The sequence below is a fragment of the Bradyrhizobium sp. 87 genome (assembly GCF_023073015.1).
GTDB lineage: Bacteria > Pseudomonadota > Alphaproteobacteria > Rhizobiales > Xanthobacteraceae > Bradyrhizobium > Bradyrhizobium canariense_D.
This window is the reverse complement of sequence record NZ_JADPIQ010000090.1, coordinates 392158-404752: the sequence shown is the minus strand read 5'-3', so window position 1 is coordinate 404752 and position 12595 is coordinate 392158. Positions and strand designations below refer to the sequence as shown.

Sequence of the window (12595 nt, the reverse complement as noted above, 5' to 3'; positions counted from 1 at the left end):
TTATCACCGCCACTGGGCCGCGACCATTGCGGATCGACGCATGGCACCTAAATCCCGCGTGACCCCAGATGGGTGCGCCCTGCGCCGGAGACTGCGATGATCCGCCGGCACCGTTCGCCGGTACGAGCCGCCGCGAGGCTATCCGCCGCCGAACTTGCCAAAAAAGCCTGTGCATGGCTGGCCGGCGGTCCGAATTGCTTTGATTCGTCGCCCGCCCGTGCTATCGACCCGCGTCAACCCCACCGATGGGCTCCGATTCTCCGGCGTTGCCGCAAGGTACGCCGAGGGCGGCGCTCATCCATAGCTATTTGCGGCAGGGCCGCGGAAGGAGTTGGCACATGGCCACGGTGCAACAAGGCATTCGCGAAGCCCTCACGTTCGACGACGTGCTGCTGAAGCCGGGCCTGTCGGACGTCATGCCGGGCGAGGTCGACATCCGCTCCCGCGTCACCCGCGCCATTCCGCTCAACATCCCGATCATGGCCTCCGCCATGGACACGGTCACCGAAGCCCGCATGGCGATCGCCATGGCGCAGGCCGGCGGCATCGGCGTGATCCATCGCAATTTCGATCCCGAAGGGCAGGCCGCCCAGGTGCGGCAGGTCAAGCGCTACGAGTCGGGCATGGTGGTGAACCCGCTCACGATCAGCCCGGACGCCACGCTGGACGACGCGCTCAAGCTGATGAGCGATCACGGCATCTCCGGCATTCCCGTCGTCACCGGTGCGGGCAAGTCCACGCCGGGCAAGCTGGTCGGCATTCTCACCAACCGCGACGTCCGCTTCGCCACCGACCGCCAGCAAAAAATCTCCGAGCTGATGACCCATGAAGGTCTCGTCACGGTGCGCGAGAATGTCAGCCAGGACGAGGCGCGGCGGATGCTGCATCAGCATCGCATCGAGAAGCTGCTTGTGGTCGACGAGCAGTATCGCTGCGTCGGCCTGGTTACCGTGAAGGACATGGAGAAGGCGGTCGCCCATCCGCTGGCTTGCAAGGACGCGCAGGGCCGCCTCCGCGTCGCCGCCGCCACCACGGTCGGCGATAGCGGCTTCGAGCGCACCGAGCGGCTGATCGATGCCGGCGTCGATCTCGTCGTGGTCGACACCGCGCACGGCCATTCCCGTCACGTGCTCCATGCGGTCAACCGCATCAAGCGCCTGTCCAATTCCGTGCAGGTCGTTGCCGGCAACGTCGCGACCTCGGAGGGTGCGCAGGCGCTGATCGATGCGGGTGCGGACTGCATCAAGGTCGGCATCGGCCCGGGCTCGATCTGCACCACGCGCATCGTCGCCGGTGTCGGCGTGCCGCAGCTCACCGCGATCATGGATGCGGTCGAGGCGGCGAAGAAGTCGGACATCCCCGTCATTGCCGATGGCGGCATCAAGTTTTCCGGAGACCTTGCCAAAGCGCTCGCTGCCGGTGCCGACATCGCGATGGTCGGCTCACTGCTCGCCGGCACCGACGAGACGCCCGGGGAAGTGTTCTTGTGGCAGGGCCGCTCCTACAAGGCCTATCGCGGCATGGGCTCGGTTGGCGCGATGGCGCGCGGCTCGGCCGACCGCTACTTCCAGCAGGACATCAAGGACACGCTCAAGCTCGTGCCCGAAGGAATCGAAGGCCAGGTGCCTTACAAGGGCCCGGTCGGCAACGTCATGCATCAGCTCGCGGGCGGCCTGCGCGCCGCGATGGGCTATGTCGGTGCAAAGGACATGAAGGACCTGCACGACAAGGCCCAGTTCGTCCGCATCACCGGCGCGGGCCTGCGCGAAAGCCACGTCCACGACGTCACCATCACGCGCGAGGCGCCGAACTATCCGGGCGGGGGGTAGGCTCGCGGCTGCGCGTTGGAATTGCCCAAATGACGGTGTCATGCCCCGCGAAGGCGGGGCATCCAGTACGCCGCGGCCTTTCGGCTCTACCACGACCCTCTCGGATTACTGGATCGTCCGCCTTCGGGGGCGATGACAGCGAGAGTGTGCTTTTGTGTTGACGTGCTCCGCTCCCTCCGCTTCCGTTCGCGCCGAAGCATAATCAGGAGGAAGCCATCATGTCCCAAGGCAAACGCATCGTTCTCGCCGCGCGTCCCGTCGGGGAGCCAAAGCCGTCCGATTTCCGCATCGAGGAATTCGCGGTTCCTACGCCTGCCGCAGGCGAAGTCCTGCTGCGCACGATCTGGCTCTCGCTCGATCCCTATATGCGCGGGCGCATGAGCGACGGTCCGTCCTACGCGACGCCGGTGCCCGTCGGTGGTGTGATGGAAGCCGGTACGGTCTGCGAGGTCGCAGCCTCCAACAATCCAAACTTTGCCAAGGGTGACATCGTGCTCTCGCGCGCGGGCTGGCAGACGCACGCGATCTCCGACGGCAAGGGGCTGAACAAGATCGACCCGAAGCTCGCGCCGATCTCGACCGCCGTCGGCGTGCTGGGCATGCCCGGCATGACCGCCTACACGGGCCTGCTCGATATCGGCAAGCCGCAGCAAGGCGAGACCGTCGTCGTCGCCGGCGCCTCCGGCGCGGTCGGCTCGGCCGTGGGACAGATCGCGAAGATCAAGGGCGCACGCGCGGTTGGAATCGCCGGCGGCAAGGACAAATGCGATTACGTCGTGAAGGAGCTCGGCTTCGATGCCTGCATCGATCACCGCGATCCCGATCTGGCGACGAAGCTGAAGGACGCCTGCCCGAAGGGTATCGACGTCTATTTTGAGAATGTCGGCGGCGCCGTGTTCGAGGCGGTGTTCCCGCTGCTCAATGCGTTTGCGCGCGTACCCGTCTGCGGCCTCATCGCCCACTACAACGACACTGAAGCGAAGCCGCCGAAATGGGCCGCCAGCATGATGCGCGCGACCCTGACCAAGCGGCTGACCTTCCGCGGCTTCATCGTCTCCGACTTCGCCTCCCGCCATGGCGACTTCCTGCGCGACATGTCCGGCTGGGTCCGCGAGGGCAAGGTCAAGTACAAGGAGTTCGTCACCGAGGGCCTGGAGAGCGCGCCCGAAGCCTTCATGGGGCTTCTCAAGGGGGCCAATTTCGGCAAGCAGCTGGTGCGGGTCGGACCGGACAAAGCTTGATCGGCCGCTCTCGCCCCCTCGGGGCCGGGTATGGTTAACAAAGAGTGACTGATCGGCCACACCCGCCCGTAAAAGCCGCAGGTGTGACCGTCGGTTCATTGACGGGCTCGCGAAGGCATTGAATCATTGCGCATATTTCAGGTGCGATGATGTTAGAGCTTGTTGTTTTCTGCGTAATCCTGCTGGCTGCCGGTTATTGGGCGACCATGTTTGTCATGGGCCGTCGCGACGACGTCATCCATGGCAAGTTCGTCCATACCGAGGACGTGTTCGCGCAATCCGCGATGCCCACACCCACGCCGCCATTCCCCAAGCGCCCGGTCAATGCCGCGCGGCCTGCCAATGTTCTGCCCGCCAATACCGGGGCCAAACCGGTGAACAGCGACGCGCTGCAGTCCTTGCTTGCCGCGATCCAGCAGGATCTCAAAAGCGTCGCTTGAGCCGCGACTGGCGGCGCTAATGCGCACCGCCCATCTGGGCGAGCAGCTCCTCGATATCGATATCGACCTGGCCCGCGGCCCTGACGTGGCGAACCTCGAAGCCGTCGGGCTGGAAGCGGTACTCCACGAGCCCGACCTCCTTGATCGCGATCCGGTCCTGGCGCGCATCGTTGATCTTGAAGCCGGCCGACGGCGCCCAGACGTGGCGGGTGTGGCGCCAGGTAAAGTCGCGCCGCTGGTGCACGTGACCGCTGCCGATGAGGCGCAGGTCGACATGTGCAAACATCTCGATCAGCCGCGCGCGGGCCGGCTGCGGCACATAGCGGATCGACGTCTCCGGCGTCTCGGGGTCGTCGGGCCCGTTGAGAAATACCGGCTTGTGTACGAACAGCGCGACCGGCTTGCCGTTCGTGCGCGAAACTTCCGAAGCAAGCCAATCGAACTGCTCGGCCTCGAAGGCGAGCCCTGAGTTCATCACCAGCGAGTTGAGGCCGAGGAAGCACCAGCCCGCGGCCTCGAACGACCAATGGTCCTCGCCGATGATCTCGCGGAATTGCTGACGATGCGCTTCCGCGACCGGCGGCTTCGGCGCAGGGCCGATCGCGGTCGGATTGTCGCCAATGTCGTGATTGCCGGGGATGTAGCGGCAGGCGACGGGCAGGGCATCGTGCAGGCCCTTGGCGAATTCGACATCGTCGCGGCTGGTCGGCCCGTCGAACGAGACGTCGCCGGTGTTGACAACGAGATCGGGCCTATCGGTGTCGATATGCTCGCTGAGCGCCTGGAAGTTGGCGATCAGGCCAGGGAAGCGCCGGCCAAGATGGGTGTCGGAGATCTGTGTCAGGCGAAATTCGGACATGGATCGATCATAGGCCACGCCCGACGTCGGAACGATGACGGCGCGTCCGCGGTCAGCGATCGAACAAAGTTTAAAGCACGCGATAGCGGATTGTGTAGGCGTCCTGCGGCGCGACCGGGCTTGCCAGCGGCGAGGCGATGCGGTCGGCGAGGTGCCAAGGGCCGAACTGAGGGCCGAACTGAGGGCCGAACTGAGCGCCGGACTGTTCGGAGCGATGCGGCTCGGCCGGCAGGCGGAGGCGGAATTCGAAGGTGCCCTTGCCGGGCAGGTTCACGACCAGCACGCGGTCCGCAGTGCGGTGGTTGAGCGGTACCGCGCCACGCAGCACGGAGCGGCCATCACCGAGCTCCCGCACGCCCTCGACCAGTGCCAGCGTCTGGTTGCGGTCGGTATGCAGCTCGATCTGGGTGTCGGACGCCGCCGCCAAGGTCTCCTTGGGCATGCGGATCTCGAACTCGACCGCGGGTTTCGAGGGATTGAGGCCGAGATAGGCCAGCGTGGCATGGCGCATGTCGTAGGCGGCAAACGCAAACAGAGCGAGGGCGGCGAGCGCAGCGAGGCCATGCCTGAGGACATCGCGCCAGGTCCGATAGCTCATTCGGAAGTAGACCGTCATTGCCAGCGCCACCGCGAGCGCCGTCGCGATGCCTGCCAGCGCCGACATCAGGATGCCGAACTGGCCGTCGGCGGACTCGGTCAAAGCGCCGGTCAGGCTGCCGAACTGGCTGAAGAGGGTGTTCATGGCGGTCTCTCGCCTTGCGCGCCCCAAAGGGGGAAATCGCTTTAACTGTCGACAGTGGGTCGCCTCATCGGGAACGCCGGTTCAACTCGTTGATTGTCAGGACCAGCGGTGACCGCTAATGGACGCTAGCTGTGGTCTCCGCCGGATGGGAAATCCCGGGAAATTCCGATGTCCATTCAAATGGTTTTGCTGCCGGTCTTCGTGCAGGTCGGTCTCACCTTCGCGCTCCTGATCGCCATGGCGCTGGGACGCCGGCGCGCGCTCGTCTCCGGCGAGACCAAGAGCCGTGACATTGCGCTCGGCGAGCCCAACTGGCCCAAGGGCGCCACACAAATCGCCAATTGCTACCGCAACCAGTTCGAATTGCCGGTGCTGTTCTACGCCCTGATCGCGCTGGCGCTCCCGTTGCGCCATGCCGATCTCTTCATCGTGCTGATGTCCTGGGTGTTCGTGGTGACGCGCTTCGTCCATGCCGGAATCTTCGTCTCCTCCAACAATCTCGGGCGCCGCTCCACGATCTGGCTCGCCGGCGTGCTCGTCCTGCTCGCGATGTGGATCTACTTCGCACTGAAGATGCTCTTGTTGATCTGACGGTTAGCCGTCGGATTTGATCTGAAAGATTCAAATGACTCCCGCTGCCCGGCTGTCCGCAGCCATCGAACTGATCGACACCATCGAGAAGGACCGCGTGCCCGCGGCCAAGGCGCTGAAGGAGTGGGGCACCGCGCACCGCTTCGCCGGATCCGGCGACCGCGCCGCCATTGCCGGCCTCGTCTGGGACGTGCTGCGCCGCTATGCTTCGAGCGCCTACCTGATGGATTCGGACACCGCGCGTGCTCGGCTGATCGGCATGCTCCGCCTCGAGCGCAACATGGACGCGGCGACCATGGCCGCGCTGTTCGACGGCAGCCGCTTTGCCCCCGCGCCGTTGACCGAGGCCGAGCAGGCCGCGCTCGCCTCGCGGTCGCTTGAAGGTGCCCCGGCCGCGATCGCCGGTGACTATCCGGAATGGCTGGATCCGTATTTGGCAAAAGCGTTCGGCGACGAACGCGTCGCGGAGGCGGCCGCGATGGCGAGCCGGGCGCCGCTCGACCTGCGCGTCAACACGTTAAAATCCAATCGCGACAAGACGCTGGGGGCGCTTGCTCACCTTCATGCGAAACCGACGCGTTGGTCCGCAACCGGCCTGCGCATCGAGCTTTCGGCCGATGCGCGCAACCCCGGTATCCAGGCCGAAGAGGATTTCATCAAGGGTGCCATTGAAGTGCAGGATGAGGGGTCACAGCTTGCGGCTGCCTTGACCGCGGCAAAACCCGGCGAGCAGGTGATCGATCTCTGTGCGGGGGCCGGCGGCAAGACGCTGGCGCTCGCCGCGATGATGCAGGGCAAGGGCCGGCTGATCGCGACCGACAGCGACAAGCGGCAACTTGCGCCCATTCACGAACGCCTGTCGCGCGCCGGCGTCCACAATGCCGATGTGCGCACGCCCAAGGGCGAGGCCGATCCGCTGGCGGAGATCAGCGCGACCGCCGACCTCGTCGTGATCGACGCGCCCTGCACGGGAACCGGAACCTGGCGCCGCAATCCCGATGCCAAATGGCGCATGCGTCCGGGCGCGCTGGAGATTCGCTTGCGGGACCAGACCGCAGTGCTCGATCGCGCGGTTCCGCTGCTCAAGGCCGGCGGCCGCATCGCCTACATCACCTGCTCGGTGCTCTCAGAGGAGAACGGCGACCAGGTGAGGGCGTTCACCGCCCGCCATCCCGAGTTCGCTGTGGTGCCGCCCGAGCAGACCGCGAGCGTGCTCTGGGACAAGGCCGAGGAGTTTGCGCAAGCCGCGCTGCAATCGCCGGAAGGCTGGCTGATGACGCCGCGGCGGACGGGGACGGACGGGTTCTTCGTCTCGGTCTTGAAGAAGGCATAGCCCACCCCACGACATCGCGGATGACGCGACGCCTGTCTCACCAAACAAGAACCCCGCGAACCGGAACCCGGTCGCGGGGTTTTCTAACTCGACGTTCTGCCGGTACGTCCGTGGTCAGAACGGTGCGCGGGCTTTAGCCGACGCGGAGATTGTCAGCCGAGGACTTGCCGCTGCGACGATCGGCGACGATGTCGAACGAGACCTTCTGACCTTCGTTGAGGGTCGAGAGGCCAGCGCGCTCGACGGCGCTGATGTGCACGAACACGTCCTTGTCGCCGTCATCCGGCTGAATGAAACCAAAGCCCTTTTGATTGTTGAACCACTTCACGGTGCCCATAGCCATGGGAATTTCCTTTGCTTAAGAAGTTAACACGCGGACCGGTACGCACTATTGCGCCCATAGTCCTGATCAGTCGATGTTGGAGAAATCATCTGAAGCGTGCGCGCCCGTCAGCAACGAAGCGAAGCGGCCCAGTCGTTCGGCCAAGTATCGATGATCACAATATAGCGAGATTTTGGGGCCACTTCAAGGCACCACCCGCCGCTCGGGATGTCGCCGAATTTTGCTATTTTGCGGTGCAAATTAACCCTTCCGGGGCGCCTCAATCGACGATAAACAGCGTCGCCCCCGTCGCCGTCGAGGACCGGTGCGCTGCATCGCCGAAATCCGAGACCTGGTAGCTCATCCCCGCCGTGAGCTTGAACTTGCGGCCGTCGCGCAGCTCGCTGTCGAGCTCGCCCTGCAGCACGTACAGCACGTGGCCGCGGTCGCACCAATGGTCGGCGAGATAGCCCGGCGAATACTCGACCATCCGCACCCGGAGATCGCCGATGTCGAGCGTACGCCACTGGGCTTGCCCGGTCTCGCCGGGATGGACGGTCGGCTCGACCTTGCTCCAGTCGGTGACGGTGAAAGGGGAGGTGGGGAGCTTCATGATGGTGATCCTGGGGCGGCGACGGCAGTGCCGTTACTATCGGATGCTCCCGCGGTAGTCCTCATTTTTACTTTACAGTTCTTATTGTTTTCGGCCCTTATTTTTGCCCATGCATCAGCGCGCAATGTGCGGTCACCGGCATCCTGCTTGCGATGATGACCCAGACCAGCAGCGCGGCGGCACTGATTCCCGCGCCGAGCACGCAGACGCCGGACCAGCCGGCCATCGCGTACACCATCGTCGACGCGATCGCGCCAATCGCGCTTCCGACCGAGTAGAACACCATGTAACCGCCCACCAGTCGGCTCGCCGCGTCGGGCCGCACGGCGATGATCAGGCTCTGGCTCGTCACGTGCACGGCCTGGAGTCCCAGATCCAGCACGATCGCGCCGGCGACGACCAGCCAGAGCGAGCTTTGCAGGCAGGCGATCGGAGCCCAGGCACCCAGCATCAGCAGCAGTGACAGCCCGGTGGTCCGCTGGGCCCATCCGAGATCGGCAAGCCGCCCGGCATTGCGCGCCGCGAGCGCTCCGGCGAACCCGGCGACGCCGAGCAATCCGATGGTGGTATGCGACAGCGCGAAGGGAGGCGCCGAGAGCGGCAGCACGATCGACGTCCAGAACACGTTGAGATTGGCGAAGATCAGAAACGCAAACAACGCGCGCTCGCGCAGTATCGGCTCCTCGACAAACAGCGAGGCGGTTGAGCGCAACAGCGACAGATAAGAGGATCGGGCCAGCGCCGACTGCCGGCCGCGCGGCAGCACGCGCAGGAGCAGCGCCGCCATGGCCAGCATGAGGCCGGCCGAGACCAGGTAGACCATTCGCCAGCCGCCGAAATCGGCCAGCGCGCCCGAGGCGAACCGCGCCAGCAGGATGCCGGCGACGACGCCGCTCGTGACGGTGCCGATCGCGCGGCCGCGCCCGTCCGGTTTGGCCAGCGTCGCGGCAAAGGCGACGAGGACCTGGACGACGACGGCGAGCATGCCGACTAGCGCCATTCCCACAAGCAGCACGGCGGCATGCGCCGCCGTGCCGACGATGACGAGGCCGATCGCCGACAGCACGGTCTGGCCGACGATCAGGCGGCGGCGATCCCAGAGGTCGCCGAGCGGCACGATCAGGATCAGGCCGAACGCGTAGCCGATCTGGGTGAAGGTCACCACCATCCCGATCGCGGCGGGGTCGATGCCGAGATCGCGCGCCATGGCATCGAGCAGCGGCTGCGCGAAGTAGATATTGGCGACGCTCAGGCCGCAGGTCAGCGCCAGCAGCATCGCCATCCCGCGCGAGAGCCCGCGCCCGGCGTCATCGTCGGCCTTTTCGTCGGCGTTGGTCGGTCCGGCTGTGGCGGCATCGTGGATTGTCATTGTCGTCTCCGGCACGTTCTATCTAGTCTTAAAATAAGACCAGTTGCACACCGTACTGTCCAGTCCTATTTTAAGACCAGTTTGGAGGGCGGCGAATGAAGCGGACCGGTTTTGCCGAGGCTGACTGCCCGGTGGCGCGTGCACTGGACGCAGTTGGGGACATTTGGTCGCTTCTGATCGTGCGCGATGCCTTCGACGGGCTGCGTCGATTTGGCGATTTCCAGAAGAACCTCGGCATCGCCAAGGGCATGCTCACTGCGCGGCTGCACAGGCTGGTGGAGCTTGGCGTGCTCGAACTGATTCCGGCCTCCGACGGCAGCGCCTATCGGGAATATGCGCTGACCAAGAGGGGGCGCGAGCTGTTTCCAGTCGTGGTCAGCTTGCGCCAATGGGGCGAAGCGAATCTCTACGCGCGCGGCGAAGTCCATTCGGACCTGGTGGACGAGACGGGCCAGCCGGTCGGGAAGCTCGTGCTTCCGTCGCGGGCCGGCCGTCCGCTGGCATGGTCCGATACCAAGGTGAGAAAGGCCGGTCTGCGCAAGCGCTGATTCGCGTCGGCCTTGGTGCGTCCTCGAGCTAGAAGCGCGATCAGGGCACCGGATGATTCGCCGATCCCTGCACGATCTTTCCGGCCGCGTTCACCCGCAGATATTCGCAGATCCGCTTTCCCCGCTCGTTCTCGTAGAACACCACCACGCTATCAGGGCTGACGAACAATTCGATCAGCGAGAAATGCAGATTAGGCAACAGGGCGAGCGCCTTGCCCCAATAGGCGCGCAACGCATCCTTTCCGCGCACGGTGCCGCTTTCATCGAATCCCATCGCGGGGATGCGGTCCGAGGTCATCACGGTGTCCTCGTCATAGAGCGTGAGCACGCGCTCGAGATCGCCGGTATTCCAGGCCTCGATCCAGGTGCGGCCGAGCTCTGCAAGCGATGACGGCTGATGATGGTTTGGCATGGCGTTCTCCCTGATCGGCCCTTGGTGAGTGGCGGGCCATATAGGTCAATAATACTTACCTATATCGATTTGTCCATACCCAAAGAAGAATGTGGGCGCGCGGCCCGCGCGGTTGCGGGAAAAGCCCCCGTCGCGTATCTGCTTGCCATGACAGCAGCACAGACCGACCGCTCCGCGTCGACGCCCTCCGTGGCCTCGGCGCATGACAAGATTCTCATCGTCGACTTCGGCAGCCAGGTGACGCAGCTCATTGCGCGTCGCGTGCGCGAGGACGGCGTCTATTGCGAGATCGTCCCGTTCAACAAGGCCGAACAAGCCTTCAACGAGATGAAGCCGAAGGCGGTGATTCTCTCCGGCGGCCCTGAATCGGTGCATGAGGCCGGCTCGCCCCGCGCCCCGCAAGCGATCTTCGATTCCGGCGTGCCGGTGATGGGCATCTGCTACGGCCAGATGGCCATGGCGGAGCAGCTCGGGGGCACGGTCGAGGGCGGCCATCACCGCGAATTCGGCCGCGCCGATGTCGAGGTGAAAGCGCCGAGCAAGCTGTTCGAGGACGTCTGGTCGCCAGGCGGCAAGAACCAGGTCTGGATGAGCCATGGCGACCGCATCACCAAGATGCCGCCGGGCTTCTCGGTGGCCGGCACCTCGCCGAACGCGCCGTTCGCCATCATCCAGGACGAGACGCGCAAATATTACGGCCTGATGTTCCACCCGGAAGTGGTGCACACGCCCGACGGCGCCAAACTGATCCGCAATTTCGTTCGCAAGATCGCGGGCCTTTCCGGCGACTGGACCATGCGCGCCTTCCGCGAGGAGGAGATCGCGAAGATCCGCACCCAGGTCGGCAAGGGCAGGGTGCTCTGCGGCCTGTCCGGCGGAGTCGATTCCGCCGTCGCGGCCGTGCTGATCCACGAAGCCATCGGCGAGCAGCTCACCTGCGTGTTCGTCGATCACGGCATGCTGCGCCTTGACGAAGCCAAGACCGTGGTCGACCTGTTCCGCCACCACTACAACATCCCGCTCGTGCACGTGGATGCCTCGAAGCAATTTCTCGGCGAGCTCGAAGGTGTCACCGACCCGGAAGTGAAGCGCAAGACCATCGGGCGCCTCTTCATCGAGGTGTTCGAGGCGGAGGCCAAGAAGATCGGCGGCGCTGACTTCCTGGCGCAAGGCACGCTCTATCCTGATGTGATAGAGAGCGTCTCCTTCACCGGCGGCCCGTCGGTGACGATCAAGTCGCACCACAATGTCGGCGGTCTCCCCGAGCGCATGAACATGAAGCTGGTCGAACCCCTGCGCGAGCTGTTCAAGGACGAGGTCCGCAAGCTAGGGCGCGAGCTCGGCCTGCCCGAAATCTTCGTCGGCCGCCATCCGTTCCCAGGCCCCGGCCTCGCCATCCGCTGCCCCGGCGACATCACCCGCGAAAAGCTCGACATCCTGCGCAAGGCCGACGCCGTCTACATCGACCAGATCCGCAAACACGGCCTCTACGACGATATCTGGCAAGCCTTCGCCGTGCTGCTGCCCGTGAAGACGGTGGGCGTCATGGGCGACGGCCGCACCTACGACTTCGTGGTGGGCCTGCGCGCCGTCACCTCCACCGACGGCATGACCGCGGACTTCTATCAGTTCGACATGAAGTTTCTCGGCGAGACCGCCACGCGCATCATCAACGAGGTGAAGGGCGTGAACCGGGTGGTGTACGACGTGACGAGCAAGCCGCCGGGGACAATTGAGTGGGAGTAGGGAATAGCTACCATCGGAGCAATGCTCTGCCACTCGCCAATGAGAATCGCTTTGGTGCAGAAGTCCCGGCGCGGATGACGGATTCTAGGAGGGTATCTCCTGTGCGATCTCCCACATATGACCGGATGGGTCGGAAAAGGCGGCGGTGCGGCGACCCCAGGGACGATCGATAGGGCCGTTCACCAAGTGCACACCGCTTTGCCGGAGCCTCGCGCACGCCTCATCGACATCGCCGACTTGAATGGTCATGAGCATGCGAGGTCCGGCGCTCGAAGCAGCCGGCACCACCGGCTGCACGAGCTGCAGTGCCTCCGTCTCCTGTAGCAAATTGACCATTACGCCACCGAGCCCGATCACGCTGCATACTGCGTCGGAATAGATCGGCTTGGCGTCGAACACGGCCTCGTAGAATGCCCTCGCGCGCGCGAGGTCGTCGACGAAGAGAGTCACGCACTCTAGATTGTTCAAGCTTTTCATTCGCAGGGCATCCGTTGACTGGTCAGTCGAGTTTCTTTTGACAAAAGATAACAACGTATTCGAGAATATGAAG

General features: G+C 64.6%; 14 protein-coding genes. 7 read left to right on the top strand and 7 right to left on the bottom strand.

The window, feature by feature from the left end; translation table 11 throughout:
- The first annotated feature begins 338 nt into the window (after positions 1–338).
- From guaB to IVB50_RS24685, 3 genes are all read left to right on the top strand, one after another.
- Positions 339–1829: an IMP dehydrogenase gene (gene guaB / locus IVB50_RS24695; RefSeq protein WP_007609139.1), complete on the top strand. Its 1491-nt coding sequence runs from the start codon at positions 339–341 to the stop codon at positions 1827–1829.
- Between the two features lie 218 nt (positions 1830–2047).
- Positions 2048–3070 carry an NADP-dependent oxidoreductase gene (locus tag IVB50_RS24690; protein WP_085395926.1) on the top strand — a complete coding sequence of 341 codons (1023 nt, stop codon included), beginning with the start codon at positions 2048–2050 and terminating at the stop codon, positions 3068–3070.
- 149 nt (positions 3071–3219) lie between these two features.
- Positions 3220–3510 carry a hypothetical protein gene (locus IVB50_RS24685; RefSeq protein WP_026233756.1) on the top strand — a complete coding sequence of 97 codons (291 nt, stop codon included), beginning with the start codon at positions 3220–3222 and terminating at the stop codon, positions 3508–3510.
- A gap of 16 nt (positions 3511–3526) precedes the next feature.
- Here IVB50_RS24685 and IVB50_RS24680 read toward each other — a convergent pair whose 3' ends face one another.
- Positions 3527–4369, bottom strand: a complete 843-nt coding sequence (locus IVB50_RS24680; RefSeq protein WP_247297530.1) for a metallophosphoesterase — start codon at positions 4367–4369, stop codon at positions 3527–3529.
- A 70-nt stretch (positions 4370–4439) separates the two neighbouring features.
- Complete coding sequence (locus IVB50_RS24675; protein WP_247297527.1) at positions 4440–5111, bottom strand: acriflavin resistance protein; 672 nt, start codon at positions 5109–5111, stop codon at positions 4440–4442.
- Positions 5112–5279: 168 nt separating this feature from the next.
- Between IVB50_RS24675 and IVB50_RS24670 the strand changes: the two genes are divergently transcribed.
- The gene (locus tag IVB50_RS24670) at positions 5280–5702 is read left to right on the top strand and encodes an MAPEG family protein (RefSeq protein ID WP_026233755.1); all 423 of its coding nucleotides are present in this window, start codon (positions 5280–5282) and stop codon (positions 5700–5702) included.
- Between the two features lie 34 nt (positions 5703–5736).
- Positions 5737–7035 (top strand): RsmB/NOP family class I SAM-dependent RNA methyltransferase, encoded by a 1299-nt coding sequence (locus tag IVB50_RS24665; RefSeq protein WP_085352855.1) that lies wholly within the window; start codon positions 5737–5739, stop codon positions 7033–7035.
- A gap of 133 nt (positions 7036–7168) precedes the next feature.
- Here IVB50_RS24665 and IVB50_RS24660 read toward each other — a convergent pair whose 3' ends face one another.
- From IVB50_RS24660 to IVB50_RS24650, 3 genes are all read right to left on the bottom strand, one after another.
- Positions 7169–7378: a cold-shock protein gene (locus tag IVB50_RS24660; RefSeq protein ID WP_007592195.1), complete on the bottom strand. Its 210-nt coding sequence runs from the start codon at positions 7376–7378 to the stop codon at positions 7169–7171.
- A gap of 259 nt (positions 7379–7637) precedes the next feature.
- The gene (locus IVB50_RS24655; protein ID WP_018459194.1) at positions 7638–7970 is read right to left on the bottom strand and encodes a DHCW motif cupin fold protein; all 333 of its coding nucleotides are present in this window, start codon (positions 7968–7970) and stop codon (positions 7638–7640) included.
- Between the two features lie 97 nt (positions 7971–8067).
- Positions 8068–9252, bottom strand: coding sequence for an MFS transporter (locus IVB50_RS24650; RefSeq protein ID WP_247297683.1), 1185 nt, complete (start codon positions 9250–9252; stop codon positions 8068–8070).
- Positions 9253–9434: 182 nt separating this feature from the next.
- On the opposite strand from IVB50_RS24650, the gene IVB50_RS24645 reads away from it, so the two are divergent.
- On the top strand, positions 9435–9887 hold the full coding sequence (locus tag IVB50_RS24645) for a helix-turn-helix domain-containing protein (RefSeq protein ID WP_247297525.1): 453 nt from the start codon (positions 9435–9437) through the stop codon (positions 9885–9887).
- 40 nt (positions 9888–9927) lie between these two features.
- Here IVB50_RS24645 and IVB50_RS24640 read toward each other — a convergent pair whose 3' ends face one another.
- Positions 9928–10299, bottom strand: a complete 372-nt coding sequence (locus tag IVB50_RS24640; protein WP_247297523.1) for a nuclear transport factor 2 family protein — start codon at positions 10297–10299, stop codon at positions 9928–9930.
- A 147-nt stretch (positions 10300–10446) separates the two neighbouring features.
- Between IVB50_RS24640 and guaA the strand changes: the two genes are divergently transcribed.
- A complete protein-coding gene (gene guaA / locus IVB50_RS24635; protein ID WP_247297520.1) occupies positions 10447–12045 on the top strand; it encodes a glutamine-hydrolyzing GMP synthase in 1599 nt (532 codons plus the stop codon).
- An 84-nt stretch (positions 12046–12129) separates the two neighbouring features.
- Here the strand turns inward: guaA and IVB50_RS24630 are convergent, their stop codons facing one another.
- Positions 12130–12522 carry a VOC family protein gene (locus tag IVB50_RS24630; protein WP_247297518.1) on the bottom strand — a complete coding sequence of 131 codons (393 nt, stop codon included), beginning with the start codon at positions 12520–12522 and terminating at the stop codon, positions 12130–12132.
- Between the last annotated feature and the right edge of the window lie 73 nt (positions 12523–12595).